23 protein-coding genes and 1 pseudogene are annotated in these 26,276 nt (G+C 57.4%); 15 read left to right on the top strand and 9 right to left on the bottom strand.

Features of this window, described 5'->3' with window-relative positions:
* Positions 1 to 34: 34 nt before the first annotated feature.
* The 3 genes from nagZ (at position 35) to PVA01S_RS05105 (ending at position 4,805) form a co-directional block, all read left to right on the top strand.
* Entirely contained in the window at positions 35 to 1,795 is a 1,761-nt protein-coding gene (nagZ, locus tag PVA01S_RS05115; RefSeq protein WP_244932899.1) for a beta-N-acetylhexosaminidase, read from the top strand.
* A complete protein-coding gene (locus tag PVA01S_RS05110; RefSeq protein WP_127605689.1) occupies positions 1,792 to 2,997 on the top strand; it encodes an anhydro-N-acetylmuramic acid kinase in 1,206 nt (401 codons plus the stop codon). The genes nagZ and PVA01S_RS05110 overlap by 4 nt, the downstream gene beginning before the upstream one ends.
* A 344-nt stretch (positions 2,998 to 3,341) precedes the next feature.
* Positions 3,342 to 4,805 (top strand): amino acid permease, encoded by a 1,464-nt coding sequence (locus PVA01S_RS05105; protein WP_127605687.1) that lies wholly within the window; start codon positions 3,342 to 3,344, stop codon positions 4,803 to 4,805.
* A gap of 86 nt (positions 4,806 to 4,891) precedes the next feature.
* On the opposite strand, the pseudogene PVA01S_RS05100 reads toward PVA01S_RS05105, so the two are convergent.
* The 3 genes and pseudogenes from PVA01S_RS05100 to PVA01S_RS05090 form a co-directional block, all read right to left on the bottom strand.
* Positions 4,892 to 5,840, bottom strand: a pseudogene (locus tag PVA01S_RS05100) (ABC transporter ATP-binding protein).
* 65 nt (positions 5,841 to 5,905) lie between these two features.
* Positions 5,906 to 6,250, bottom strand: coding sequence for an ABC-2 family transporter protein (locus tag PVA01S_RS05095; protein ID WP_412760998.1), 345 nt, complete (start codon positions 6,248 to 6,250; stop codon positions 5,906 to 5,908).
* Positions 6,251 to 6,263: 13 nt separating this feature from the next.
* Entirely contained in the window at positions 6,264 to 7,025 is a 762-nt protein-coding gene (locus tag PVA01S_RS05090; RefSeq protein ID WP_127605683.1) for a sulfite exporter TauE/SafE family protein, read from the bottom strand.
* A 437-nt stretch (positions 7,026 to 7,462) separates the two neighbouring features.
* On the opposite strand from PVA01S_RS05090, the gene PVA01S_RS05085 reads away from it, so the two are divergent.
* The 7 genes from PVA01S_RS05085 (at position 7,463) to PVA01S_RS05055 (ending at position 16,299) form a co-directional block, all read left to right on the top strand.
* Positions 7,463 to 9,238 carry an ABC transporter ATP-binding protein gene (locus PVA01S_RS05085; protein WP_127605682.1) on the top strand — a complete coding sequence of 592 codons (1,776 nt, stop codon included), beginning with the start codon at positions 7,463 to 7,465 and terminating at the stop codon, positions 9,236 to 9,238.
* A 13-nt stretch (positions 9,239 to 9,251) separates the two neighbouring features.
* Positions 9,252 to 11,021 (top strand): ABC transporter ATP-binding protein, encoded by a 1,770-nt coding sequence (locus PVA01S_RS05080; RefSeq protein ID WP_127605735.1) that lies wholly within the window; start codon positions 9,252 to 9,254, stop codon positions 11,019 to 11,021.
* A 178-nt stretch (positions 11,022 to 11,199) separates the two neighbouring features.
* The gene (locus PVA01S_RS05075) at positions 11,200 to 12,300 is read left to right on the top strand and encodes a DUF7847 domain-containing protein (protein WP_127605680.1); all 1,101 of its coding nucleotides are present in this window, start codon (positions 11,200 to 11,202) and stop codon (positions 12,298 to 12,300) included.
* Entirely contained in the window at positions 12,293 to 12,934 is a 642-nt protein-coding gene (locus tag PVA01S_RS05070; protein ID WP_127605678.1) for a DUF4129 domain-containing protein, read from the top strand. Before PVA01S_RS05075 ends, PVA01S_RS05070 begins: the two co-directional genes overlap by 8 nt.
* Positions 12,918 to 14,045, top strand: coding sequence for a DUF4350 domain-containing protein (locus PVA01S_RS05065; protein ID WP_127605676.1), 1,128 nt, complete (start codon positions 12,918 to 12,920; stop codon positions 14,043 to 14,045). The genes PVA01S_RS05070 and PVA01S_RS05065 overlap by 17 nt, the downstream gene beginning before the upstream one ends.
* Positions 14,046 to 14,051: 6 nt before the next feature.
* Positions 14,052 to 14,972: an AAA family ATPase gene (locus PVA01S_RS05060; protein WP_127605674.1), complete on the top strand. Its 921-nt coding sequence runs from the start codon at positions 14,052 to 14,054 to the stop codon at positions 14,970 to 14,972.
* Positions 14,923 to 16,299: a DUF58 domain-containing protein gene (locus tag PVA01S_RS05055; protein ID WP_244932898.1), complete on the top strand. Its 1,377-nt coding sequence runs from the start codon at positions 14,923 to 14,925 to the stop codon at positions 16,297 to 16,299. Before PVA01S_RS05060 ends, PVA01S_RS05055 begins: the two co-directional genes overlap by 50 nt.
* A 23-nt stretch (positions 16,300 to 16,322) precedes the next feature.
* Here PVA01S_RS05055 and PVA01S_RS05050 read toward each other — a convergent pair whose 3' ends face one another.
* Positions 16,323 to 17,348 carry a stage II sporulation protein M gene (locus PVA01S_RS05050; RefSeq protein WP_127605672.1) on the bottom strand — a complete coding sequence of 342 codons (1,026 nt, stop codon included), beginning with the start codon at positions 17,346 to 17,348 and terminating at the stop codon, positions 16,323 to 16,325.
* Between the two features lie 71 nt (positions 17,349 to 17,419).
* Here PVA01S_RS05050 and PVA01S_RS05045 point away from each other — a divergent pair, with 71 nt between their 5' ends.
* A complete protein-coding gene (locus PVA01S_RS05045) occupies positions 17,420 to 18,223 on the top strand; it encodes an RDD family protein (RefSeq protein ID WP_127605670.1) in 804 nt (267 codons plus the stop codon).
* A 112-nt stretch (positions 18,224 to 18,335) separates the two neighbouring features.
* On the opposite strand, the gene PVA01S_RS05040 is transcribed toward PVA01S_RS05045, so the two are convergent.
* Positions 18,336 to 18,515: a hypothetical protein gene (locus PVA01S_RS05040; RefSeq protein ID WP_127605668.1), complete on the bottom strand. Its 180-nt coding sequence runs from the start codon at positions 18,513 to 18,515 to the stop codon at positions 18,336 to 18,338.
* Positions 18,516 to 18,724: 209 nt separating this feature from the next.
* Between PVA01S_RS05040 and tenA the strand changes: the two genes are divergently transcribed.
* On the top strand, positions 18,725 to 19,390 hold the full coding sequence (gene tenA / locus PVA01S_RS05035; RefSeq protein WP_127605667.1) for a thiaminase II: 666 nt from the start codon (positions 18,725 to 18,727) through the stop codon (positions 19,388 to 19,390).
* Between the two features lie 21 nt (positions 19,391 to 19,411).
* Here tenA and PVA01S_RS05030 read toward each other — a convergent pair whose 3' ends face one another.
* The 4 genes from PVA01S_RS05030 to PVA01S_RS05015 all read right to left on the bottom strand — a co-directional run bounded on the left by PVA01S_RS05030 (position 19,412) and on the right by PVA01S_RS05015 (position 22,544).
* Complete coding sequence (locus PVA01S_RS05030) at positions 19,412 to 20,188, bottom strand: SDR family oxidoreductase (RefSeq protein ID WP_127605731.1); 777 nt, start codon at positions 20,186 to 20,188, stop codon at positions 19,412 to 19,414.
* Between the two features lie 111 nt (positions 20,189 to 20,299).
* The gene (locus PVA01S_RS05025) at positions 20,300 to 20,659 is read right to left on the bottom strand and encodes a response regulator (protein ID WP_127605665.1); all 360 of its coding nucleotides are present in this window, start codon (positions 20,657 to 20,659) and stop codon (positions 20,300 to 20,302) included.
* 577 nt (positions 20,660 to 21,236) lie between these two features.
* Positions 21,237 to 22,220: a zinc-binding dehydrogenase gene (locus PVA01S_RS05020; RefSeq protein WP_127605663.1), complete on the bottom strand. Its 984-nt coding sequence runs from the start codon at positions 22,218 to 22,220 to the stop codon at positions 21,237 to 21,239.
* A 93-nt stretch (positions 22,221 to 22,313) separates the two neighbouring features.
* Entirely contained in the window at positions 22,314 to 22,544 is a 231-nt protein-coding gene (locus PVA01S_RS05015) for a hypothetical protein (protein ID WP_054799049.1), read from the bottom strand.
* Between the two features lie 246 nt (positions 22,545 to 22,790).
* Here PVA01S_RS05015 and PVA01S_RS05010 point away from each other — a divergent pair, with 246 nt between their 5' ends.
* The 3 genes from PVA01S_RS05010 (at position 22,791) to PVA01S_RS05000 (ending at position 26,244) form a co-directional block, all read left to right on the top strand.
* Positions 22,791 to 23,540: a hypothetical protein gene (locus PVA01S_RS05010; RefSeq protein ID WP_127605661.1), complete on the top strand. Its 750-nt coding sequence runs from the start codon at positions 22,791 to 22,793 to the stop codon at positions 23,538 to 23,540.
* 323 nt (positions 23,541 to 23,863) lie between these two features.
* Positions 23,864 to 24,811: a 1-phosphofructokinase family hexose kinase gene (locus PVA01S_RS05005; protein ID WP_054795300.1), complete on the top strand. Its 948-nt coding sequence runs from the start codon at positions 23,864 to 23,866 to the stop codon at positions 24,809 to 24,811.
* Between the two features lie 113 nt (positions 24,812 to 24,924).
* Positions 24,925 to 26,244: an ABC transporter substrate-binding protein gene (locus tag PVA01S_RS05000; RefSeq protein WP_127605657.1), complete on the top strand. Its 1,320-nt coding sequence runs from the start codon at positions 24,925 to 24,927 to the stop codon at positions 26,242 to 26,244.
* Positions 26,245 to 26,276: the final 32 nt, after the last annotated feature.

Genomic DNA, 26,276 nt, shown 5'->3' with positions numbered 1-26,276 from the left:
TTTATTTAACAACCCGGAAGGGGAGGAAATCGGGATGGACGTAGTGGAACGGAGCGCGGGGGAAGCAGGGGACAAAGCGGAAACAGCGGCTGTAGCGGCCGCGGAACTCGTGAAACGGATGACGCTGGAGGAGAAGATCGGGCAAATGGTGCTGTGCGGCTTCACCGGCACGGAGCCGTCGGCCGATATCGAGCGGTTGATTCGCGACGAAGCGGTCGGCGGCGTCATCTTGTTCGCCCGTAATGTGCAGAGCACGGAGCAGGTGGCCCGGCTCAACCGGTCGCTGCAAGCGGCCGCATCGATCGCCGGGCGGCTTCCCTTGTGGATCAGCATCGACCAGGAGGGCGGCATGGTCGCGCGGATCACCGACGGGGTTGCGCTGATGCCGGGTGCCATGGCGATTGCGGCCGGCGGCTCCGCCGAAGACGCCTATGAAGCGGCTTCGATCAGCGGCCGCGAGCTGAAGGCGCTTGGAATTAACCTGAACTTTGCCCCCGTTCTGGATGTGAACAACAATCCGGCCAACCCGGTTATCGGGGTGCGCTCCTTCGGCGAAGATCCGGGCCGCGTGGCGGGATTAGGCGTTGCGACGATCCGCGGGCTGCAAGAGGCCGGCGTTGTGGCGACAGCCAAGCATTTTCCCGGCCACGGGGATACGCATGTGGATTCGCATCTCGCTCTCCCGACGGTCGCGCATCCGCTCGAAAGGCTGGAGCAGGTTGAGCTGCGGCCGTTCCGGGAGGCGATCGCGGCCGGCGTCGACGCCATCATGTCGGCGCATATCGTATTTCCGGCGTACGAGCCGGCGAAGCTGCCGGTGACGCTGTCGCATGCGGCGCTGACCGGTCTGCTTCGCGGGGAGCTCGGCTATCAGGGCGTCATCATGACCGACTGTTTGGAGATGAACGCAATCGCCGAGCATTTCGGCACGGTGGAGGCTGCCGTTATGGCGGTCGAAGCGGGGGCCGACCTTGTGCTCATCAGCCACAGCCATGAGCGTCAGCTGGGGGCGCTGGAAGCGCTGCGGCTGGCGGTGCTAGCCGGACGCATCCGCGAGGAGCGCATCGACCGCTCGGTCGAGCGGCTGCTGGCGCTGAAGGCGCGGCGCGGCGTGCTGGTACCGGCCGCGGCTGGCGGCGTGCCGGGGGGAACAGCGGCAGAGGAGCCGCAAGACGAAGCGGTCGAGCCGGCTCTTGTGCCGCCGCTCGTTGGCTGCGAGGCGCATCTGGCGGCGGCGCAGCGCATCAGCGAAGCGAGCATCACGGTCGTGCGCAACGAGCGCGGACTGCTGCCGCTTGCGAAGGACCGTTCGCTGGTCGTGATCTCGGTGGAGGCTGCCGTTCAATCGGAGGTCGACGAGCTGCTGGAGGCCCCGCTTTCGCTGGGCAAAGCGCTTGTGGAGCTCGGCGCTTGCGAAACGGAATGGCTCGTGCCACTCCGCAAAGTTGGCGAGCTCAAGGAGGAGCTGGTGCGCAGCGCGCTGTTCGCCGATCAGGTCGTCGTGGCGACGTATAACGCCTATTTGGAGCCGGATCAGGCTGAATTGATAAGGGCGCTGCAGGCAAGAGGGAAGGATCCGATCGTCGTCGCGCTGCGCAGCCCTTACGATCTGCTTGCGTTTCCCGATGTCGGCGCATTCATGGCCGTTTACGAGAGCCGGCCGCTGGCGCTGCGCAGCGCGGCCAAGGTGCTGACTGGCGGCATTCCTGCCGCCGGCCGACTGCCGATCTCGCTTGGCGGGCAAGCTACGGCGGGTTCGGGTGCTGACGGCAGCCAAGGAGGAGACGCCGTATGATCCATTGGCTGCAGGCCGCTTTACACAAGCCGGAGCGTCTCATCGTCGGGCTTATGTCCGGTACCTCGCTCGACGGGATCGACGCCGCCGTCGTAAGGATCGCCGGAAGCGGGCTCGATTCGCGAATCGAGCTGGTGCATTATCACAGCGTCCGGTATGAGGAACCGCTTCGGGAGAAGCTGAAGCGGCTTTGCAGCCCGGATCACTCTTCGACGCCGGACGTATGCGCGATGAACTTTTACATGGCGGAGCGCTTTGCCGAGGCGGCGAGGGAAGCGGCCGCGGCCGCGGGGCTGCGGCTGGAGGACATCGATCTGATCAGTTCGCACGGCCAGACGATCTGGCATATCCCGGTCGCGGCGGAAGCGGCGGTCGACCCGTTCGGCGTTCGCTCAACGCTGCAGATCGGCGATCTGTCGGTGCTCGCGAAGCTGACGGGCCGGCCGGTCGCCGGCGATTACCGCACCGCCGATATGGCCGTCGGCGGGCAGGGAGCCCCGCTTACGCCTTATGGCGACCTGATTCTGTTCCGTGACGAGCACGTCGGCCGCATCGCGCAAAATATCGGCGGCATCGGCAACTGCGCGGTGCTGCCCGCGGGCGCGAAGCCGGAGCAGGTGACGGCCTTCGATACGGGGCCGGGCAACATGCTGATCGATCAGGCCGTGCTCGAGCTGACGGACGGCAGGCTGACGTATGACGCGGACGGCGCTTGGGCGGCGGCCGGACGGCCAGACGAGGCGCTGCTCGGCGAGATGCTGAGTCATCCGTACTTCGCTCTGGAGCCGGTCAAGACGACCGGCCGCGAGCTGTTCGGCAAAGCGTATGCGAACGCGTGGATGTCCCGCATGCGGGCGGCGGGCCTGCAGCCGGAGGACATCGTCGCCACGTTCACGGCGTTCACCGCCCGCAGCATCGCGCAGAGCTATCGCGACTTCGTGCTGCCCGGCCAGGCGATCGCCGAGGTCGTCGTCAGCGGCGGCGGCGCGCACAACCGGACGCTGCTGCGCATGCTTGGCGACCTGCTGCCGGGGCAGCGGGTGCGCTCCGCTGCATCGCTTGGCGTCTCGGATGACGCCAAGGAAGCGATTTGCTTCGCCGTGTTCGGCAACAACCTGCTTCACGGCGAGCCGAACAATCTTCCGTCCGCCACGGGAGCCGCGCGGCAGACGGTCATGGGCAAGCTGGCGCTGCCGGAATAGCGCCGGCGAATAGGTGAACATCCCGAAACGTCAGCCCAACGGGGCCGAACCTCGTGACTAACAATCAAAACGGTTTGCAAAATCGTTATATCGTGTATATCGTGGATGACGAAGCTCCTGATGACCATGACCATCGGGGGCTTTTTTTCATGAGCGCTGAAAGATTTGGTCGCTGCGGGGCCGACCGATCTGCTGGAATCATTTCTGGAAGAATTAACTTATTGTTTCCCCGACTAATTTTCCGTAAACTAATAAATGTTTTGTAAAAAGAAGAACATAACATGACGAAGACCCTTGATTGCAGCAAGAAAATGCATCACGGCGAACGATGTCGGGGGACGACTATGGACAACAAGAAGCACACAGCAGCGCCGCAGCGGGCGAACGAATTGAAGCGCGGATTGAAGGCCCGCCATTTGACGATGATCTCGATCGGGGGATCGATCGGTACCGGACTGTTCCTGGCCAGCGGAGGGGCGATTCATTCCGCCGGTCCGGGCGGGGCCTTGCTGGCCTATTCGGCGATCGGTTTAATGGTTTATTTCCTGATGACGAGCTTGGGCGAGATGGCGGCATGGATGCCGGTATCCGGCTCTTTCAGCACCTATGCCGGCCGGTTTGTCGATCCGGCGCTCGGTTTTGCGCTGGGATGGAACTATTGGTTCAACTGGGCGGTTACGATCGCGGCGGAGCTGTCGGCGGCCGGGCTTATAATGAAGTTTTGGTTTCCGGATACGCCGTCGCTGCCATGGTCCGTCCTGTTTCTGGCTTTCATGTTCGGGCTCAATTACTTGTCCGTACGGGGGTACGGGGAATCGGAATACTGGTTTGCGCTCATTAAAGTGGTGACGGTTATCGTTTTCATCGGCGTCGGCCTGTTGATGATCGTCGGCATTATCGGCGGCGAGGCCATAGGCTTCCGTCATTTTACGGAAGGCGACGCGCCGTTTCACGGAGGCTTCATGGCGGTGCTCGGCGTCTTTATGGCGGCAGGCTTCTCCTTCCAAGGGACGGAGCTGATCGGGATTGCGGCAGGGGAGAGCGATAACCCGCGTGTCAACATTCCGAAAGCGATCCGCCAAGTGTTTTGGCGCATCCTGCTGTTCTACATCCTTGCGATTTTCGTTATCGGGATGCTGATCTCGTATACGGACCCGGTTCTGATTAACGGCGATGTCGCTAACATTGCGGTCAGCCCGTTTACCATCGTATTTCAAAATGCGGGTCTTGCGTTCGCCGCTTCGGTCATGAACGCGATAATTCTGACCTCGGTGTTGTCCGCCGGGAACTCGGGCATGTACGCCTCCACTCGGATGCTCTGGGTGCTCGCCAAGGAAGGCAAGGCGCCGCGCCTGCTGGCGTCGTTGAACCGCCGCGGCGTACCCGTTGCGGCGCTTGCCGTGACGGCGGCGATCGGGATGCTCGCGTTCTTCACCTCGCTGTTCGGCGACGGGATCGTGTACATTTGGCTGCTGAATTTGTCGGGGATGTGCGGGTTTCTCGCCTGGCTCGGCATAGCCGTCAGCCATTACCGGTTTCGCCAAGCCTTCCTGTTGCAAGGTCACTCGCTGAGCGAGCTGCCGTTCAAGGCCAAGTGGTTTCCGTTCGGGCCGTTATTTGCCTTGGTGCTTTGTTTGTTCGTCATGTTCGGGCAAGGGTATGCGGCGGTAACCGGGGAAGAAATCGATTGGTACGGCCTGCTTTCCTCGTTCATCGGCCTGCCGTTGTTTGCCGCCATCTGGATCGGCTATAAATTGAAGCATAAAACGAAAGTCGTTCCGCTCGGGCAGTGTAAGCTGACCGACTGAACAAGATGAACAAGCCGTTGAACTCCGGCCAGCTGGAGTTCAACGGCTTTTTTACAGCGGATGCCCCTTATCTCCCGGTTGTTAGGCTAGTAAACGCGATGAATCACGTCTTCGAAAGCCGGGTCCTCCATAAGAATATCGTCGGGTTTCGCCCCAGCGGCTCAGCTCCCGCAGCATGTCCATCGCTTTCGCGTCCTGCCGGTTGCCCTCGATGACGACCCCGCTTTCCGACGTTTCGGCGATGCGGAACGGCAGCGATTCCGTCTCGGACGGCGCCGGAATGTGGAAGGCGCCGCGGATGACGGTCGGCAGTCCGATCATCTCGCGGAGCTGACGGGTCGTGCCGTCATAGGCGAGCCTGCCATGGTTGATGACCATCACCCGGCCGCACAGCTGTTCGATGTCGTCCATATCGTGAGTCGTGAGCAGGACGGTTTTGCCGAAGTCGCGGTTCAGCGTCTTCAGGAATGCACGGATGTTCCGCTTCGCCGAGACGTCCAGCCCGATCGTGGGCTCGTCAAGGAATAGCAGGTCGGGGTCATGCAGCAGGGCCGCCGCCAAATCGGCGCGCATCCGCTGGCCGAGCGACAGCTTGCGCACCGGCGTCTCCCAAAATTCACGCAAGTCGAGCAGGTCCGACAGCTCCTTGAGCCGACGGCGTTTTACCGAGCTCTCGACCCGGTACATCTCCGCTAAAATATCGAACGAGTCTTTAACCGGCAAATCCCACCACAGCTGGCTGCGCTGTCCGAACACGACGCCGAGCCGGCGGACGACGCGCCGCCGGTCCCGATGAGGGCTGTCCCCGCCGATGCGCACCGTGCCGGACGTCGGATGCCGGATGCCGGTCAGCATCTTGATCGTCGTCGATTTGCCGGCGCCGTTCGGACCGATGTACCCGACGAACTCGCCCGGTTCGATCGAGAAGCTGATATCGCGCACCGCTTCCTTCACCCGATATTCGCGGGAGAACAACGTGCGCAGCCCGGCCCATGGACCTTCGCGAACGACAGGGGTTTTAAATGGCTTAGACATATGATTGACTTCTATCCTCGATGGAGCGCTCAAGGTTTATTGCCGCCTCCCTAACTCCCCGTACTTTAATACTTTGTTAATCCGTACCGCCAGAACGCCAAGCTGCCCGCCAAGCACAGAAGAGCGGCCAATGCCGTCCCCGCAAGCAGCCAGACGCCGTATTCGCCCCGCACAATGTAAAGAGAAGGGACGTAACTGACGAAGCCGACCGGCACGACGACAAGGAGCAGCGATTGCAGCCACTTGGGATAGAGCGCAAGCGGATATTGCGCGGCCGTGCGGGCGGCGTCCTCGGTGATGTTCTGCAGCTCGGCGATCCGGGTGATCCAGAAGCCGACGGTCGCTGTGGCCAAACCGATCGAGAATAAAAGGATCGCCCCGGTCCCGATGGCGAATAAGGTCCAGGGCACAGAGGTCAAGGGATTACAGCAGCTTGATGCCGCTGAGCAGAATGATGGCGGCCATGGCGGTGCGCAGCGGCTTCGCCGGGATTTTCGCCGAGAGACGGCTTCCGAGTAGAACGCCCGGAACCGAGCCGATCAGCAGCTGGAAAGCAAGTCCGTAATGGATATGCCCGAGACCCGCATGCATGAGGCCTGCCGCCGACACGAGCAGGAAGGCATGGACGATGTCGGTGCCGACGAGCTCGGCGGCGGTAAGCCGGTAAAAGAACATCATCGCCAGCGCAAACAACGAGCCTGAGCCGATGGAAGTGAGGCCGACCAGAAAACCGAGGACAAAGCCGATGCTGATCGTCAGGACCAGCTTCCCTTCCAGCGGCTTGTCTTGAATGGCGCCGGTGGCTTCGTCCCCCAGCCACAGCTTGACCAAATTAAGCAGCGCAACGACAATGAGCATAATCCCGAGCGTATTCCTGATGATCGTATCTTGATAGGCATGCAGGGGCGGGTATGTTTTCAGCAGCAGGATCGAAGCCGCGGCGCCCGGTAGGCTGCCTAGCGCGAATTGCTTCACTAACGGCAGGTTTACGGTTTGTTGCCGGACATGCTGAACGCTGCCGAACAGCTTCGTGACCGAGCTGTAAAATAAATCAGTGGCGACGGCCACTGCCGGCTGTACGCCAATGGTGATGAGAAGCGGCGTTAAGAGTGCGGCTCCGCCAACGCCTGTCAGTCCGACGAGCATCCCGACGAAGGCGCCGATCAGGATAAGGCTGGGTTCGATAAGGCATCCCCTCCATGTGTATGGATTAAGTGCTTGTATCCTTGTTAGTGCTTATCGGTCTAATCTATGCGGGACAAGGGGGCGGCTTGCTTTTATTTTTGGCCCCGCACTCATCCCCTGTTGAAGCCCATGTACAATGGCGGTCGTCTGTGTCGCCTCGTCATCGCGCCACGCGCTAGGCTCATCGGGCGGAACTTTTTTCGCAAGGTGTTCAGCAGAGGCGGATCGTATGTTAAAATATTGAAGCAGCTTATGATCGGCATAAACCGTTTTCATCAGATTCCCGGGCTGCAGGCTTCGCGGATGCAAGGGCCGCAGCGGGCGGCCATGATGCCGTTGCTCCGAATGAAGTGCGGCCGAATCAACCTCCAGGACCGACAGTCGGTTGGGTTCTGGTCGAACGACCGCCCAAAACCACCCATAGGATGTGACGCGTCTTGAGTTCAGAACGATTATTGTTCGATTTCGTACGATCCAAGTGGCGTCAGTTTGCGTTTGCAATCGCGCTCATTGCGACGGCCAACATTGTTCAGTCCTACTACCCGAAGCTGCTCGGCAGCTTTACGGATCAGCTGCAGCGGGCAGAGTTAACACCGCCCGTCATCGTCGATTACAGCTTGATGCTGCTTGGCATCGGGGTGACGTTCGCGTTGTTCGGGGGTGTCGGCCAGTACATCATTATGCGGATCGGACGTTATTTCGAGTTTGTGACCCGCAAAAAGCTGTTCGACCATTTCACGCAGCTGAGCGAAAGCTTCTATTCGCAGCACGGGGTCGGCAAGCTGCTCAGCTACGTGATGAACGATGTAACCTCCATTCGGGAATCGATCTCGCTCGGGATCAATCAGACGACAAACGCGGTCATGCTGATTGCGGCCGCCGTCACGATGATGGCAATCAGCGCGATCCCGCTTTATTTGATCGCCGTCTGTATCGCGCCGCTGCTGATCATCCCGTTCGTCGTTGTCAAGCTTGGGCCTGTCATCCGTATTCGATCCTTAAGCGTACAGGAATCGCTTGGGAAGATGACCGAGTCGGCGGAGGAGCAGTTCGCCGGCATCCGCGTGACCAAGAAATTCGCCGTCGAGCCGATTATGATCAGGCGCTTCGGGGAGTCCGTGGACCGCATTCGCGACAACCAGCTGCGCCTGGTACGGGTATCGTCGTTATTCCAGGCGATCATCCCGTTTCTCGGCGCGCTTTCACTTGTCGTGACGATCGCATACGGCGGGTATTTGACCATCGAAAACCGCATTACGCTCGGTAATTTCGTCGCGCTGACGCTGTACATCCGGATGATGGTCAACCCGCTGCAGCAGATCGGCAATGTCATCAACACGGTCCTGCGGTCGCGGGCCTCGTTGGAACGGATCAACGACCTGCTGGCGCGGCCGGCTGACATTGCGGAAGATGAGGGAGCGAAGCCGGTCAATTTAGACCGCTCGGGCATTCGCGTCAGCGGCTTGTCGTTCGCTTATCCGGATGCGGCCAAGGATGCGCTGCACGGCATCGACTTGACGATTGAGCCGGGCAAGACGCTCGGTATCATCGGCAAGACGGGGAGCGGCAAGACGACGCTGGCGAAGCTGTTGCTGCGCATCTACGATCCGCCGGCCGGCGCGATCCGCATCGGCGGCGTCGACATCCGCGAGATGACGCTGGAAAGCTTGCGGACGCAAATCGCCTATGTGCCGCAGGAAGGGTTCCTGTTCAGCACGACGATTCGCGACAATATTGCCTTCTACCGCCGGGACTCGTCGCTTGGCGAGGTGGAACGCGCGGCGAAGCAAGCGCAAATTTACGCCAGTATTATCGCTTTCCCCGATCAGTTCGAGACGATGCTCGGCGAGCGCGGGGTAACGTTATCCGGCGGGCAGCGGCAGCGAACAAGCCTGGCCCGCGGCTTGATCAAAAATTCGCCGATTCTGATTCTCGACGACAGCGTGAGCGCGGTCGACGCGGTAACGGAGAAGGCAATAATCGAGACCATCCGCGCCGAGCGCCGGAACAAGACGACGATATTGATCGCGCATCGGATCAGCGCGCTTCAGCACGCCGACGAAATTATCGTGATGGACGAAGGGCGCATCGTGCAGCGGGGAACTCATCAGCAGCTGCTGGCTCAGCCGGGGATTTATGCGGTTTTACACGCCATTCAAGAGGAGGGGAGCCACTATGCCGAAGGAATTCGGACGCCCGGTTCCGGATCCTAGAAGGGATTCGACCATGGACGGCGCTCCGGAGACGCCGACGCAGTATAAGTCGGCGTTTCGTATCTTGCTCGGCTACGCGAAGCCGCACCGGTTGACGTTCGGCTTGATGGTCGTCTGTGTGCTGCTGGCGATCGCCGCCGACTTGCTCCAGCCGTTCTTGGTCAAAATCGCGATCGACGATCATCTCATGATCGGGGATACGAATTACGGGACGCTGGTGATGATCAGCGCCGTCTATTTGGGATTGTCGTTGACGAGCTTGCTGTTCACGTACTTGCAGAACAATTTGCTCCAGCACGCCGGACAGAGCATCGTCGCGACAATCCGCAAGGAGCTGTTCGAGCACATCTCGAAGCTGTCGATGTCCTACTTCGACCGGATGCCGAGCGGGAGCTTGATCACGCACGTGTCGAGCGACACCGAGACGTTGAACCAATTTTTTAATCAAGTGCTCTTAAGTCTGGTGCGCGACGGGATGACGCTGGTGTTTATCATCGTGATGATGTTTCAGCTGGACGTGGAGCTGACCTTGTACTGCTTGATTCTGTTGCCGGTGATCGCGCTGATTGCCGTCTCTTTCCGCTCGTATATGCGCAAGACGTACCAGATGGCGCGGACGAATTTATCGCGTATGGTGGCGTTCGTCGCCGAGAATTTGGCCGGGATGAATGTCATTCAAGCGTTCCATCAGGAACAGGAGCAGCAGGGGCAGTTTACCGATAAAAACCGCAGCTACTATCGCTCGAATTTGCGCGAGATCCGCACGAGCGTCCTGTTTAACCGCTCGTTCGATATGCTCGGCAACTTGTCGGTCGCATTCGTCACGTGGCTCGGCGGCATCGCCGTGTTCGACAAAAGTATCGAATTCGGCGTGTTGTATGCGTTCATCACGTACATCCGCCTGTTTTTCCAGCCGATCAACACGATTACGCAGCAGTGGAACACGCTGCAATCGGCTACGGTGTCGGTGAACCGGATCTGGCATATTTTCTCGGAACGGCCGGAGGTGAGGGATGCGGCGAAGCCTGCCCACATCGATCTGGGTTCGGTGCGCGGGAGGATTGACTTTAACCATGTGCACTTTGCTTATCAGGAAGGCGTCCCGGTCTTACGCGATGTCGATTTACATATCCAGCCGGGCGAAATGATCGGTATTGTCGGTACGACCGGCGCGGGCAAAAGCTCGCTGATCGGCTTGCTGTGCCGGTTTTACGACGTGACCCGGGGCAGCGTGAAGATTGACGGTACGGACATTCGCGATATCCCGCAGGCGACGCTGCACCGGATGATCGGACTTGTGCAGCAGGAGCCGTATTTGTACTCGGGCAGCATCGTCGACAACGTCCGCCTGTTCGATGAATCGATCTCGCGCGAGGCCGTCATCGACGCTTGTCGCTTTGTCGGAGCGGATGCGATCATCCGCCGCATGAAGGACGGCTACGACACGAGGTTGTCGGAACGGGGCAGCGGGCTGTCCGCGGGCGAGCGCCAGTTGATTTCGTTCGCGCGCATCCTCGTGTTCCAGCCGAAAATTTTGATTCTCGACGAAGCGACGGCCAATCTGGACTCGCATACGGAGCAGCTCATTCAGTCCGCGCTGCACGTCGTCTCGCAAGGCCGGACGACGCTTGTCATTGCGCACCGGCTGTCCACGATCATGCAGGCGGACCGCATCCTCGTCATGCGCCAAGGCGAAGTTGTCGAGGAAGGTGACCACCGCGGGCTGCTCGAGCTGCACGGCTACTACGAGCAGCTGTATTTGCACTCGCAGAGCGCGGGGTAAGGCAAGCGCGCTGCTTTCAGAGCTTGGCGCCCATTACACGAACAAAGAAGTCGGCTTTTGCCCGGTGCTGCCCGGGGAAAGCCGGCTTTCTGTTTGTTGCGGCGGCTGTAATTTTTGGTGCCACGGCTGCTGCCTTCGTGTATAATTATGGCGAATATGTAAGCGGGAGGATGCCAGGATGGAATTATTCAACAAGCCGATGGGCGTCGGGACGATTTTGGACAGAAGCTTTCAGCTGTACCGCAAACATTTCACCATGATATATCTTCTTGCGTTATTGTTCTTCGGACCGTTTTATTTCGTGCAAAACGTGCTGTTGTACGACATGAGCGGCGTTTCGTTCCTCCCGCAAAGCGAGCATTCGATTTCCGGTTCATTCGATCTTTTCTTGAATGGCAACAGGAGCGGACAGGCGGAAATGTCGGGCGGGCTTGCCGGGCTTGCCCTGCTCATGCCGCTGTATATACTGGCGTTCTTTCCGTCGTCGGTGGCTGCGCAGCTGCACTTGGTGAACGCGGCAGGCAAAGGCGAGAGCATTCGTTTCGGAGACCTGCTCCGCCAATCGTTCACGCCCTATTGGCGGATGGTCGGCAATACGTTTTTGTTCGGCTTGATTGTAACCGGGATCTATATCGGCCTAATTATCGTGTTTGTCGCTGTGTTCGGGGTGCTGGCCATCGTCGGCACGGGTTTCGGAGCGGCCTTTACGAGGATGGGCGCCGATCCGTTAGGCGGCGGCATCGCGTTTGTGGCGCTGATCGTCATTCTCTATTTGCTTGCGCTTTTCGCCGTGCTGGCCGTTGTCAGCTACTTCGTCGTGCGATTCGGCTTTTATTTGCCGGTTGTCGCCGTGGAGAAGGAGAGACAGGCGCTGCGCCGCAGCTGGAGGCTGACGAGGGGCAGCTTTTGGCGTATATTCGCCATTTATTTGGTGTTGACGGTCATTTATACCGTATTTCTGCTCGGCATCTATGCGCTTCTTGTGGCGGTGTTCAAAATGTCGCTGCTCGGCCAGCTGATCTACGTCCTGTTGTCTCTGCTCATCACGCCGTTCTACATGATCCCGTATGCGGTCATTTATTTCGATCTGCGCTTGCGCAGCGAGGGCACCGATTTGGAACAGATGCTTGCCCGCAGCCTGCCGAACGTGAACGGGCATAAGGACCCGGATGCGGCGATGCCGGGCAATGCAGGTGATGATCGTCCGGAGGACGAGGGCCCGACCGACTGGAGCGCCGTGGAGACGAAAATGACCGAGACGAAAAAGACCGATGAATAAAGCCGAAGTCCAGACGGATAAAGAGAAGCTGCAGGAGATTCTAAACCGCGACGAATATACCGCCTATATGCGGGAACGCAGCGGCAACCCGATCTTCGAATGGCTGCAGGAGAAGCTGGAGAAGATTGCCGACCTGTTCCCGGAGCTGGATATAGCGCCGGGAACGCCGAATGTGGTCGCGTACCTCCTGTTGGGCTTCCTGCTGGCCGCGCTGGCCGCCGCCATCCTGTGGATGATGCGCCTTCTGATTCTCGAGCGGCGCAGCCGGCGCCGGATTGTTTTCCGCAGCGCAGTCGAGCTGGACCGGTCTTCCGCAAGGCTGGCCGAGGAAGCGCAGCGGTTCGCCGCCGCCGGGGATTACCCCGAAGCGGTGCGGCACGCGTTCCTGGCGCTGCTGCTGCTCATGAATGAACGGGAGTGGGTACGGGCCCAGACGTGGAAGACGAACCGCGAATATGCGGAGGAGCTGCACGACCGCGAGCCTGCCGCCGCCCGGTCCTTTATCGAAGCGGCCCGGCTGTTCGAGCATGTGTATTACGGACGCGGAGAAGCAGAGGCGCGCGATTACGAGCGGATGACGGAGCTGCTGGCTTCGCTTGTCCGGGAAGGGGCGGGTCATGCTGAAACGAAATAAGACGCCGATTGCTCTCGTCCTTAGCGTCGCCGCGTTTCTCGGCATCGGCTGGCTGCTTGTCCGGCCCGATTTGCCGGATCTGCCGGCCTATGTGTCGGTTTCGGCGGATCGCGACGGAACGAAAGCGTTATATACGTTGTTGGAAGAGAAGAACGTCCCGGTTAAACGATGGCAGAAGCCTTGGCGGTTCTTGCCGAAGGCCTCCGGACAAACGCTGGTGCTCCTTCAGCCTTACAGCTTGACGGAGCGGGAGCGGGAAGAAATCGTGGGCTGGGTGGAGCGGGGCAACGAGCTGCTGGTGTTCGACAGTTCTCCTGAGGGCTGGACGACGTTTCCCGCAGCGGCACTGGACGAACCGGACCCCGGCGTCGTCCCGGTAACCGATCTGCGCCGTCCGGCCGAGACGGGGTTCACCGGCAGCGTCGCGTCCGCTTACCGGCTGGACGCATCGAGCGGCATGGAGCCGGTGCTTCGCGATGCGCGCGGGGTGATCGGCGGCCATCTCGCCGTCGGCGAAGGCAGCCTGAGCCTGTTCGTCGTGCCGGAATGGACCATGAACGAGCATGTGCTTGAGCATTCGCACTTCGAGCTGCTGTGGCCGTATTTGAACCGGCCGAGCGGCGCGCTCTGGGTTGACGAATACCACCACGGCCTGCAGGGCAAACCGGGGCTGCTTGCCGTGTACCCCGACTGGCTGCTCGCCGTGCTGCTGCAGCTGCTGCTTGCCGTCTTGCTATGGCTGTGGCGGAAAGCGGTCCGCTTCGGACCTGCCTTCACGCCGCGCGCATGGACGGTGCGGCGCGGCGACGAAACGCTGTTGGCCGCGGCAGGCTGGTACGAGCGGGGCAGGCTGACCCGTGAAGCGCTGGCGCATCAGGAGCGGTACGTGCGCAGCCGGCTGCGCGCCAGATTCGGCGTTCGCACCGACGCATCCGACGCCCAGGTGCTGGCCGCAGCCAAGCGTCACTGGGATAAGGCTGCGGTGGACCGGCTCGCGGCGCTGCTCGCTTGCTGGAGGGCGGCGGAGGAAGCCGTGTCGTATACGCCGAAGCAGTTGGAGATGGACAGCCGGAAGGCCGATGAAGTCATCCGCAATCTGGAGAAGGAGTGAAGTTCGATGCAACAGCTGCTGCAGCAAATGGAACGAATCGTGATCGGACAGCAGACGAATATCCGCCTGCTGCTGACCGCTTTTTTGGCCGGAGGCCACGTGCTCCTGGAAGGGGTTCCGGGGCTTGGGAAAACGAAGATGGTGCGCACGCTCGCCGATTTGACGGAGGGGTCGTTCAGCCGGGTTCAATTTACGCCGGATATGATGCCGGGCGATATGACCGGCAGCGCAATCTTTAATATGAGGGACAACGAGTTTCAGACGATACGGGGGCCGGTATTTACGAATTTGCTGCTGGCCGACGAAATCAACCGTACGCCGCCCAAGACGCAAGCGGCGCTGCTGGAGGCGATGGAGGAACGGCAGGTGACGATTCAAGGCACGACCTATCCGCTGCCCGATCCTTTTTTTGTCGTCGCCACGCAAAATCCGGTGGAGTACGAAGGCACGTATCCGCTGCCGGAGGCGCAGCTCGACCGGTTTTTGTTCAAATTAACGGTGTCGTATCCGTCGCTGGAGGCGGAATTGAACATATTGAAAGGCCACAAGCCGTTCTACGCAGTGCAGGAACAGCCGCAAGAGGCAGTGTTGTCGCTCGAAGAGTTCAAGGCGCTGCGGGCTGAACTGCCGCATGTCGTGGTTCAGGACGCGCTGATCGGCTACATCGCCGCCCTGATCCGCAAGACGCGGGAGGATAAAAGGCTGCAGCTTGGCGCAAGTCCCCGTGCGGGGATTGCGATGCTGATGGCCTCGCGGGCATGGGCGCTGCTCGACGGCCGCCGCTATGTGACGCCGGACGACATCAAGACGGTAGCCGGACCGGCGCTCCGGCACCGGCTGCTGCTGACGCCGCAGATTGAATTGGAGGGAGAGACGAGTGACCACTTCATCCAGGAAACGTTGGCCTCGATTCCGGTCCCTCGCTGATGCGATACAGCGGCGCATGATCGTACCGACGCCCCGCATGGCGGTCGCCGCCGCCAGCGGCGCGGCGTTGATCGCTGCCGGGTATGCGCTCGGCGCGGGCGCAGCGGCCTTCTTGCTCGTCAACGGCGCGCTGCTCGGCGCATCCGTGCTGGACCTGTCGCTGCTTCCGCGCAGAAGGCATGTCCGGGTGAGCCGCGATCTGCCGAGCCATGCGGACCGGGACGCGCCTTTCGAAGTTGCGGTGCGCGTCGAGACGGACCGGCCGGTTTCGCTGCGGCTTGAGCTTGCCGACGATGTGCCGCAGTCGTTCCTTGCCGTGCCGGTCGAATCGCTTGCTGCCGACTGGCAGGGGAGATCGGCCGAGATCCTGTATACGACTTGCGGACGCGAGCGCGGGATTCATAAGTTCCGGTTTGCCCGATTGCGTATTCGCGGGTCGCTTGGACTTTGGGCGAAACAGCTGGTTGCGCCGGTTGCGCAGGACATTCGCATTTATCCGGACATGTCGGGTGCTCGCGGTATATTGGCTTCCGTGCAGCATCAATTGATTTTGGAGGGGAAACGGGTGTTCCGCAAGGAACGTGCCGGGTCGGAGTTTCACATGATTCGCGAGTATGTGGAGGGCGATGACACGCGCCTGATCAACTGGCGGGCGTCGGCCCGGTCCCGGGCCCTGATGACGAACGTGTTTCGGCCCGAGCGCGGGAAGGTCGTCACGATTATGCTGGATTGCGGGCGCATGATGGGCGTAGAACTGGACGGACGCGCGAAGCTTGATGCGACGCTCGAAGCGGCGCTGTCGCTGGCGGCCGTGGCCTTGAAGCAGGGGGATAAAGTCGCGGTGATGGCTTTCTCGAACCGGGTTAAAGCTTACGTGCCGCCCGGCACGGGTACCGGCCATCTGCAGGCGATTACGGAAGCGCTCTTCCACCTGCAAAGCGATTTTGCGGAGTCCAGCTACGCCTCCGCCCTGCATCATCTAATGCGTGTGCAGAAGAAGCGCAGCTTGACCGTGCTGTTCTCCGACATGGACAATTATATGTACGAGGACCAGCTCCGTCCGCTGCTGCTGCGCATGCAAAAGCAGCACCTCCTGCTGCTGCTCGGGCTTCGGGACGAGGCGCTGCACCGTTGGACGAACATGGAGACGGGCGGCAAACGCGAAGCTTTCGTCAAAAGCTTGGCGCACAAGATGACGTTGGAGCGTCAAGCGTACGCGGCTGAGATGGCGTCCGGGGGCATCGATGTGGTCGACGTCCCGGTTGGCGAGCTCGCTTGGACGGCCGTCAACCGGTACTTGGACGTGAAGGCCGGCGACAGGCTGTAGGCGCCTCGAAACCGTCGGCCGAATTAGACGGGTGAGCGCTTCGGCTCCGGCTGTACGTCCGGCGCGTGAAATCCGTGCGAAGTTTCGTCCAACAGCAGCTTGCGCCCGTTCGCGATGCCGTAGAGGACGTACACGGCCAGCGCAAGCAGCGTTAACCCGGCGAAGGCGTACTTCGCTTCGAGCGAAAGTCCGGACGGGGTGATGTACCCTTCGATGATACCGGCGATGACGAACAGCGGGATCGTACCGACGAGCAGCAGCGCCGATTCTTTTACGGAGCGCAGGAACATATATTTACGCGTATACGGTCCCGGGTTAATCATCCGGTAGCCCATATACAAACCGGCGCCCCCGGCGATAAAAATAGCGGCCAGCTCAATGATGCCGTGTGGCAGGATGTAGGCCCAAAACCTATAGCTGTTGCCGGACTGCCAAAACACGGCGGTTAAGGCGCCGATCAAGAGGCCGTTGTAGAGCAGCAAGTAGACGGTTAATAGGCCGAACGTAATACCGCTGACAAACGCCAGCACGGCGACGCGGATGTTGTTGGTCATGATCGTCGAGGACATGACCGCGCTCTGGAGATCGTCGTGGCCCCGTCCGACTTGATGCGGATTGATGCTTTCCGCGATTTGAGCGGGAATTACCGTGTACAAATTCAACGGATCGGACCAAACGGCGAGAAAGCCGGAAAGTCCGCCGATGATGAACAGCAGGAGGGCTGCGGCGATGAACCGTCTGCGCTCCAGCACGAAGCCGATAAACTGCCTTTTAAAAAAGTCGGCCAGCCGGCCGGCCGGCTGGCGCTGCCCGGCAAAGAGCGCCTGATGCGCGCGCGAAACGAGCTGATTCAGGAAGGGGACGATTTCGTCGCCCGGGTAGTACGTTTGTGCGAACGCCAGATGCGCCGAGGCGGTTTTGTAAAGCAGTGTCAAACGATCGATCTGCATCGCCTGCACCGTCCGCTTGCTTCGCTCGAACGGCTCGAGCATCTGTTCCAATTCGGACCAAACGGGCTTATGCTCACGAATAAAGTACTGAATATCCATAAGACGGAGCATCCTCCTTCAAGACGATAAGTTCATACTACCACAATGAATAGAAGAAGGAGAGTGGGGAAATGAACGATAGCTATAACCGGGAAGCGACGGTTGTCACGCCGGAGCACGTGCGGCTGCAATTCCGTACAGCCGGACTCGGCAGCCGCACGGCCGCACAACTGATCGACGTGCTGCTGTTGATGCTCGTATTCGGCGCGGTGTGCCTGCTGATCGGGCTGGCGCTCATGGTCATGGGCATCGGCGTGAACGATATGCCGGGCGAATATGCACTCGCCTTTATCATCGTGTTCAGTTCGGTGCTGAGCGGCGGGTACTTCGTGTTAGCCGAGTATTATATGAACGGCCAGACGGTAGGCAAGAAGCAGTTGGGGTTGCGCGTCATTCAAGAGAATGGCCAACCGGTCACCTTCTTGTCCGCGATCATCCGCAATTTTTTCCGGCTTATCGATTTCTTGCCTTGGTTATATTTTCTGGGAGGGCTGTGGATCTTTTTCCATCCGATGGATAAAAGGCTGGGCGATCTCGCCGCCGGCACGCTCGTTGTGCGCGACACGCGCCGGGAACAGCTGCATCGACGCCGCCAAACGGAGAAATGGCTGAATCAGCGTGAGATGGCCGGTCGTCCCAACCTTTCGTTAACGGAGCTGCAGCGCAGACGGGTGGAGCGCGAAGACTGGCTGCTGCTGTCCGCCTACGTGGAACGGATTCCGTCGCTGACGCGAATCAAGCGCGACGCTCTGGCCGCGGAGATCGCCGGGCGGCTGGCCGCCAAGCTGGAGCTCGAAGCCGAACTCCGTTTCGTATCGGCGGAGGCGTTCTTGATGGAGCTTTACGTGCTGCTTGCGGGCGAATGGACGCTTTAGCGGCAGCCAGGCGACACAAAAAAGCGGCTTTGCCGGACGCATCTTCTGCGGAGGAAGCCCGGCAAGCCGCAGGCGCCGGACGGCGCAAACGAGCGTGTTTATGTAGAAGATATTAGGTCCGGATGCCGCATTTCCTGGCCAGCGTCGGCCAGTAGAAGACGAACAATTCCTCCCATCGGTCCTCGGGCAGCACACGCAGCCAGTTGGCAATCTGATTCAAGCCCATGTCATCCAATACACGTTCTGCGTATTCCTTTTCCTCACGTACATCTCTTGCCGTTGTTTCTACCACAATGCCAGCTCCTTCATCATTAAAAATGAACCCTCCTATATATATGCAGCCAGGATCGAGTTTGACATCGTTTGATAAAATTTTCTTCTTCCCGATCGATATGTTACAATTTAGGGTGACATGTTCAACCACTTTCACGGCGGAGAGTGGTTTTTTGTATGTCAATCCAACCAACAAGCCGGTGCCGGAAGTCCAGGAGGGGATTAGCCATGAAATTTTCAGAGCGTTTGCAGCAAAAGCTGAGGCCGATTTGGCGTCAAAACCACGATCATCCGTTCGTTCAAGAGCTGGGGAACGGGACGCTGGCGAAAGAGAAGTTCAGGTTTTATATGATTCAAGATTACTTGTATTTGATCGAGTACTCGAAGCTGTTCGCGCTGGGCGCCGTGAAAGCGGCAGACCTCGGGACGATGGGCAAGTTTGCGGCGCTCCTGCATGCAACCTTGCACGATGAGATGGCGCTGCACCGCAGTTACGCCGCTCGCTTCGGCATTTCGGAAGACGAGCTGGAGGAGGCGGAGCCTTCGCCGATTACGCTCGCGTATACGCATTACATGCTGCATGAGGCGCAGAAAGGTTCGCTCGCGGAGTTGGTGGCAGCCTTGCTGCCGTGCATGTGGGGGTATTGGGAGATCGGCAAAGAACTGAACGCCATACCCGGCGCGGCCGAACATGAGCTGTACGGCGAATGGATCCGGATGTACAGCTCGCCGGAGTATGGCGAATTGGCGGGCTGGTGCATCGACCTGCTCGATACGCTCGCGGCCGGGAAGACCGAAGCCGAGCTGGCGAAGCTGGAGACGGTCTTCTTGAACACGACCCGGTTCGAGTACATGTTCTGGGACATGTCGTACCACGGGCAGATGTGGCCGTAGGGTTATGCCATTCTCTTTATCTCATTGAAATCCACCATCGGAATGGAAGATTTGACCGGTCATCCACCCGGCGTCTTCCGTCGCCAGAAAAGCGATGAGGCTCGCCGCGTCTTGAGGCAGGCCTACTCGGCCCAAAGGGGAACGGCCGGCAAGCTCCCGCCGCACTTCCGGCGTCATCCAGCCCGTATCGGTCGGCCCGGGATTAACGGCATTAACCGTAATGCCTTTTGACCCGATCTCTGCTGCCAAAGTTCGGGTCAAAGCTTCTATAGCCCCTTTCGTCGCGGCATACGAAAGCTCGCCGACCATAGGGCCGAGAGATTGACCGGAAGTCATATTGATGATTCTTCCTCCGGTGCCTTGATTAAACCTTCTTGCAAATTCCACGCTTAACAAGGTCACGGCCCTTATGTTAATCGCATAATGGGCGTCTAACGATTCTGCTGTAATCGTATCCGCATTATCATTCACGGAATAGCAAGCGTTATTAATAAGGATGGCCGGCTTTCCGAGAGCTTCCTCGACCTGATTCAGGATGTGAGGGATGCTTCTTACATCGGCAAGATCGGCCATCGCATGTTCGCAGCGAACGCCAAGCCGGAGAATCTCTTTTCTTAGCTGCTCTTGTTCCGCGCTATTGCCGCCCCATGGCATTTGTTCATCATAGCCGACCCAGTATGTAAAAAAAATATCGGCTCCTTCGCCAGCCAGCGCTTTACAAATAGCCGCCCCAATTCCAGCACTCCGGCTTGCGCCTGTAACGAGTGCTATTTTACCTTTTAATTTACCGCTTTTCATTGGATCCAAATCTGATGCAGCTCCTATTTAATCCCTATTTGATCCCATAATAACCGGAATCACCCTCGGCTTGCCAGTTGAAAAATAACTATAGTTATTTTTTCCTGCCTGCTAGCTGAGAGCTTTATGAATGGCATGAATCATTCTGGCCTCATCAAACGGTTTCATAATAAAATCGATCGCTCCCGCCTGAATGGATTCGATGACATAATATTGATTTCCCATGGCGGAGCACATCACGACTTTTGCAGAAGGATGGATGCTCTTTATTTTTTTGAGAGCCTCGATTCCGTTTAAGTCCGGCATGATGATGTTCATGATGACTAAATCCGGATCGACCTCCCGGTAAGTTTGAACCGCTGTCCAGCCGTTCTCCGCTTCCCCGGCCAACCGGTGTCCCGACTTTTGTATCATATCTTTCAATATAAGCCGCATGAACGCTGAGTCGTCAACAATCATAATGGCAGCCATTACTGGATTCCCCCTACATTCGTTATATGAGATTTCATAATAAAATTGGAAGGAGCTGATCGGCATAGAATGATTATATGATAGGAAAGTAAACCGGAGAACCCGACTAAGGAAACAGAGCGCCCAGGTGTGAGACGGGATCTTCCGGAGACCGGATGGAACAATAAACGTGCTAACCAACCTATTTAAAAGTTTGTTTGCGTTTGAACAGGTAGATTAGAAAATCGATGATAAGTCCTGCCAAGAAGAAAGAGCTGACATGGATCAGGTAAGCAGGAAACCGAACCCGGATACTTGCACTGTCGGCAGCCAGTTTCGCACTATCATAATCGAATATCCAATGTCGCAATGGCTCTGTATATGCAACGGAATTCAAGAACGGGTTAAGTCCAATAAGGAGAATGTTCTTATCGTCATTTCCCCAGTAGTTGTTTAAGCCTATGACAAGGCTAATGATCGAGAGCCAAAAGGCAAACTTTTTCAACAGAAACAACAAAATCACGCCCTAACCTTTTCTAAAGTAAAAAAGAAGGGCTCAGGACGCTTGTCCCGGACACCCTTCTCCGGCAGGCTGAGCTTACAGCTCCGCTACAATTTTGCCTCTGACATGTCTTTGCGATAAGCGGATCAGCGCCTCCGGCACATCCTTCAGCGAGATGACTTCCGTTACCATCGGCTCCACCTTCTTAGCTGTCATCAGCTCCATGAATTCGGCCGCCATTTGGCCAAGCTCTTGCTCGGCTCGGACATCTCCGGATACATGTGCTCCACCCAGCATCATTTTGTGAACCGTGAACGTTTGGTGGGACGGCTGGAAGTCGGCAACCGTTTCCGGAGCGCCGGCGATGCAAGCCAGTTGTCCTCCGAATGACAGCATGGATAAATCCTCCTGGGCCGTACTTCGATTGATCGAATTGAGGATACAATCCACGCCAAGGCCGTTAGTCGCCTCCATGACCCTTTCGCGTACGTTCTCATGGTTGTAATCGATCGCCAAGTGCGCTCCGAGGCTCTTCACATATTCAAAGTTGGCAGGGGAAGTCGTGGTGATGATGGTGGAAGAGCCGAACGTCCGCGCCAATTGAATCGCATAGCCGCCGACACCCCCGGCTCCGGCGTGCACCAGGATGGATTGGCCCGCCTGGAGACGCATTTTTCTTTGCAGTGCTTGATAAGCCGTCAATCCCGCACAAGGAAAAGCTGCGGCTTCCACGAACGATATGCCCTCAGGAATGGAAGCAGCCGTGTGCGCCTTGGTGACGCTGTACTCCGCATAGCCTCCCGGCTTAACGAAGCTGCCGTGATACACCACGCGGTCTCCGGGCGACCACTGCGTGACGCCTTCACCGACGGTATCGACGACCCCGGCCACATCCACGCCGAGCACGAAAGGGTAGACCCAGTCGGGATGCCCGTTCAGTGAAACTTTATAATCAATGGGATTCAAGCTTGCTGCGCGAACCCGCACCCGAATTTCTCCCGGACCCGGTTCCGGCACCGGTAATTCCGATACGGTTAGCGTATCCGGTTTACCGGGGGCTTTCAGTAGTAAGGCTTTCATTCGAACCTCTCCTCGTCATGAGTCGTCCCTATATCATGATACCAAATGTATTTCAGCATGCAAATGCCGGAGACACAAACAAAAAGAGCAGCGCTAAAGGCTGCTCATCCGTTCTTCCTTATACTTCTTCAAGCCGTTGTAGGCCGTTTCCAATTGACTGCGAACATAAGTTTCCGGAGCTGATTCGGTTAGCATACCGCCGAGCCTGACTAAGCTATCAATAATGCCAAACAACTGAGGATCGGTTCGGTAGCAATCGAAAGACAAATCCTGCATCTCTTCGAACCTTTCTTTAAAACCTTCATAAGTTTTCAGTGGGGGCATTGCTAATCAATTCCCTTCTTATGAGGATTAAGATGAAGTATAAATTTGAGATATGCTTCTTATATTGTAGCGCTTTCATGACGATTAATCAATACATCGTCATGGATTTTTATGGAAACGGATGAAATTATGAATATCGCATATATTGATTTTTTAAGTTACTCCTATATAATAGCTCGTAGGAAAGTCAATAGGGTTTACGAACTAATAATGTAACGTAACTAACAACTTGGGGGATGCAATGCAATGAAATATGTACTATCTTTTCTCGCTTTGGTCGTACTCGGCGTATGGGGTGTTGTCGCGTTTATTATCGTCACCGACTCCAAGAAAGCGCCTGCCGTGCAAACCGCAAGTCAGTCCGTCCCGACTCCGAAACAAGAACCCGTGATAGCGAACGCTCCACAAACCGAGGCGCCCAATAAGGAGAATACACAAGCTGCGCCGCAGCAGCAATCGGCCCCGCCGGCTGCCGCCGTCAAGCCGGCGTATATATACGCAATCGACGACGCGAAGATCAAAGAGGCGATTGCGCTGGGGAAGAGCTGTTTGCTGGAATGCGGCAAGCCCTTTATGCTTCCTGTGACCTATTCGCCGCCCAAGAAGAGCGAATACGAAAGCCCGCTTGTATACGAGGCCAACATTGAACCGCCGTACGAGATGGTAGCGTCAGCCTCAGGCTTATCCTACTATAAGGAAGACAAGCTCATCGATGCAGCGACGGCGAAAAAGTACATCGATTACAATAAGCTCGGTTTTCATGTTAATTTTTATAAAGGATTCGCCAAAGGGTTTGCCGTCGTGTTGGTACAAGGAAACAAAGTGATTGAGCCGACCGACGTATCGGTCGATGAGTATTACAGCCGGTACAAACTGGCGAACTTTCCTGTCAGCGAGATTGATTTCACCAAGCCGGCTGTGCTGAAGGTGTTCGATAAGAGCAACACCAGTTATTATGTCGAGTTTGCCGTTGATTTTAACAAATACGTCAGGTAACATCCGGCAAAGCGACAGCTTCTTGCCGCGGACTTGAGCTGCTTCCCAAGCCCCTTCTGTTGTCAATAGCCCCGTTTAGGGCTGCTGACGCAGACAGGGGCATTTTTTTGTCTAAGGAATGCCGGCAGCCTTGGAGCCATCAAGTTTTTTTGCTCGCATCATATACCTGCGTTTTCGAATTGTAAAATTTGCAAAGTAAGGATTGACAAAAATAATTAAACGAAATATCATTGAATTAAATCGAAATAAAACGAAACTAAAAACATATGATTACGAAACATATTTTCATTGTTCAAGTGAGCGACTTCATAGGGGATGATTTGATGATTACAACCATTACTTTAAATGCCGCTATAGACAAAGTTCATTATATCGAACGTTTCCGGATAAACAGCGTGAACCGCGTTGCGGAAATTGCCGCCGAGCCTGGAGGGAAAGGCAATAACGTGGCCAAGGTTGCGCGTTTATTGGGTTCCGATGTAACCGCTTCCGGTTTCCTCGGCGGAGACACGGGGCGATTCGTCGATCAGCAATTGCGCGCCAGAGGAATTGCAAGCGATCCCGTCTGGGTAACCGGTCAAACCCGGGAAGCATTCAACATCATCGATCAAAGTTTGGGAACCCAAACCGAGATTTTAGAGCCCGGCCCTGAGATTAGCGCGGTTGAATGGCAAGAGATGAAGGTCAAAGTGAAGGATTTGGCGGCCAAGAGCAGCGTGATCAGTTTTTCGGGCAGTTTGCCGAGAGGTCTTCAGATTCACGCTTATGCGGAGCTTATCCAGGCTGCGAAGGAGGCGGGGGCGCTCACGATTCTCGATTCCAGCGGAGAGAGCTTACGTGCAGCAATTGAAAGCGCTCCCTTCCTTCTTAAACCTAATCGGGACGAATTGGCCCAATTGACCGGTCAACGCGCGGACAGTGCCGAAAGCGTAATCCATATGGCCAGAACCCTGATCGCCCAAGGCATCTCATGGGTAGTCGTTTCCCTGGACAAAGACGGATCGCTCGTCGTATCGGAGAATCAGGCATGGCAGGTTCTGCCGCCCGTTATTGATGCGGTGAATACGGTAGGCTGCGGGGACGCTTTGGTGGGGGGGACAGCCAACTTTCTCGATCTTCTCGGGGATAAGCCTGCAGCGTCCAGCATGATCGAAGCCGTTGCATGGGGAACCGCCGCCGCCGCTTCCAACGCCTTATATCCGATTGCCGGGCACGTGCATGCAGCCGGCATGCAGGAGATGCTGCGGCAGGTAACGGTCAAGCCTTTGTAGATTGGCGCGTTTCTTATTTTAATCTTGTGGGAGGTGATGATAAAAACATACGCGGTGCTGGACCAAACGTTTGGAATCGTCCTAATAACTTTCTAAAAGGGGAAGATGAAAAAATGAGCAAAACATGGAAAAGCAAATCAGCCTTTGCTTTATCAGGAATGATGGTCATGTCCGGACTGCTTGCCGCTTGTTCCGCCGGCGGTCAGAGTGAAGGCGGCGGTGCTGCCAAAGAGGGGGAAGCGAAGCAGGCGGTGACGATTACCGCTGCCATGCAGCAGCATACGGCCGTAGATGCGATTAAAGCCATGCTGCCCGATTTCGAGAAGCAAACCGGTATTAAGGTCAAATTTGATATTTTGCCGCAAGAAGAACTGCATTCCAAGACGGAGCTGGCGCTTGCTTCCAATTCCGATCAATATGACGTCGTTATGATGGATATGATGTTCACTACGCAATATGCCAAGGCCGGCTGGGTAGCACCCCTGGATGACATGATCGCCAAAAACGAAGCCACCGTGCAATCGAAGGATTTCCTTGAAGGATTTCTTAATGCTTTCAAAACGGACAACAAAACGTACGGACTGCCTTTCTACGGCGAGAGCACGATGCTGATGTACAACAAAGAAATGTTCGAGAAGGCCGGAATTACGAAGCCTCCGGGAACGATTGACGAGCTTGTCACAACGGCGAAAGCATTAACGAAAGACGGCAAATACGGGATCGCGCTGCGCGGAATGCGCGGAGAAGGCATGAACATTTATGTTTGGGCCGGATTCTATAACGCGTTCGGCGGCAAATGGCTGGTAGACGGCAAACCGGTCGTCAATAGCCCCGAAGCGATTAAGGCAACCGAGGTTTATGCGGAGCTGCTGAAAAATTCTGCCCCTCCGGGCGCCTCCAACTTCAGTTGGGACCAAGTGCAGCTGGCGGTTCAGCAGGGCACCGTGGCTATGGCGATCGATGCCACAAACTTCGCATCCAGGCTGGAAAGCCCTGAAAACTCGAAGGTTGTAGGCAAGATCGGATATGCTCCTGTTCCGAGCGGTCCGGCCGGCAGCTCTCCGAGCGTCTATACGGCGGGTCTTGTGATCCCGAAAGGCTCCAAGCATCAAGAGGCCGCCTTCCAATTTATGTCCTGGGCGACCAGCAAGGAGATTCAGCTCAAAACGGCAATTGACGGCATGCGCGGCGACGCCACCCGGAAATCCGTGTGGGAAGACCAGAGCTTCCGCAACAAGTACAATTACCCGGGCTGGATTGACGTAACGGTGCAAAGCATGGATAAAGCAAATCCCGATTATCGTCCGAGAATCAAGGAATGGAAAAGAATGGGCGACCGTCTGGGCATCGCGGTAAGCGAAGTGCTGGTCAACCGGAATGCCAAAGAGGCGCTCGACGCAGCGCAGAAGGATATCGAACAATACTTTAAATAATGAAGGATTCGGGTGGGCGGTTCCGATAAGGT

The sequence above is a fragment of the Paenibacillus validus NBRC 15382 genome, from assembly GCF_004000985.1.
Lineage (GTDB): Bacteria > Bacillota > Bacilli > Paenibacillales > NBRC-103111 > Paenibacillus_G > Paenibacillus_G validus.
This window is presented reverse-complemented; position numbering and strand designations above follow the sequence as displayed.

What these genes read in the sequence shown, in the direction of transcription:
- nagZ (WP_244932899.1), top strand. Translation starts at nt 35, where the DNA reads ATGGACGTAGTGGAACGGAGCGCGGGGGAAGCAGGGGACAAAGCGGAA.
- PVA01S_RS05110 (WP_127605689.1), top strand. Translation starts at nt 1,792, where the DNA reads ATGATCCATTGGCTGCAGGCCGCTTTACACAAGCCGGAGCGTCTCATC.
- PVA01S_RS05105 (WP_127605687.1), top strand. Translation starts at nt 3,342, where the DNA reads ATGGACAACAAGAAGCACACAGCAGCGCCGCAGCGGGCGAACGAATTG.
- PVA01S_RS05080 (WP_127605735.1), top strand. Translation starts at nt 9,252, where the DNA reads ATGGACGGCGCTCCGGAGACGCCGACGCAGTATAAGTCGGCGTTTCGT.
- PVA01S_RS05075 (WP_127605680.1), top strand. Translation starts at nt 11,200, where the DNA reads ATGGAATTATTCAACAAGCCGATGGGCGTCGGGACGATTTTGGACAGA.
- PVA01S_RS05070 (WP_127605678.1), top strand. Translation starts at nt 12,293, where the DNA reads ATGAATAAAGCCGAAGTCCAGACGGATAAAGAGAAGCTGCAGGAGATT.
- PVA01S_RS05065 (WP_127605676.1), top strand. Translation starts at nt 12,918, where the DNA reads ATGCTGAAACGAAATAAGACGCCGATTGCTCTCGTCCTTAGCGTCGCC.
- PVA01S_RS05060 (WP_127605674.1), top strand. Translation starts at nt 14,052, where the DNA reads ATGCAACAGCTGCTGCAGCAAATGGAACGAATCGTGATCGGACAGCAG.
- PVA01S_RS05050 (WP_127605672.1), bottom strand. Translation starts at nt 17,348, where the DNA reads ATGGATATTCAGTACTTTATTCGTGAGCATAAGCCCGTTTGGTCCGAA.
- PVA01S_RS05045 (WP_127605670.1), top strand. Translation starts at nt 17,420, where the DNA reads ATGAACGATAGCTATAACCGGGAAGCGACGGTTGTCACGCCGGAGCAC.
- tenA (WP_127605667.1), top strand. Translation starts at nt 18,725, where the DNA reads ATGAAATTTTCAGAGCGTTTGCAGCAAAAGCTGAGGCCGATTTGGCGT.
- PVA01S_RS05030 (WP_127605731.1), bottom strand. Translation starts at nt 20,188, where the DNA reads ATGAAAAGCGGTAAATTAAAAGGTAAAATAGCACTCGTTACAGGCGCA.
- PVA01S_RS05025 (WP_127605665.1), bottom strand. Translation starts at nt 20,659, where the DNA reads ATGGCTGCCATTATGATTGTTGACGACTCAGCGTTCATGCGGCTTATA.
- PVA01S_RS05020 (WP_127605663.1), bottom strand. Translation starts at nt 22,220, where the DNA reads ATGAAAGCCTTACTACTGAAAGCCCCCGGTAAACCGGATACGCTAACC.
- PVA01S_RS05015 (WP_054799049.1), bottom strand. Translation starts at nt 22,544, where the DNA reads ATGCCCCCACTGAAAACTTATGAAGGTTTTAAAGAAAGGTTCGAAGAG.
- PVA01S_RS05010 (WP_127605661.1), top strand. Translation starts at nt 22,791, where the DNA reads ATGAAATATGTACTATCTTTTCTCGCTTTGGTCGTACTCGGCGTATGG.
- PVA01S_RS05005 (WP_054795300.1), top strand. Translation starts at nt 23,864, where the DNA reads ATGATTACAACCATTACTTTAAATGCCGCTATAGACAAAGTTCATTAT.
- PVA01S_RS05000 (WP_127605657.1), top strand. Translation starts at nt 24,925, where the DNA reads ATGAGCAAAACATGGAAAAGCAAATCAGCCTTTGCTTTATCAGGAATG.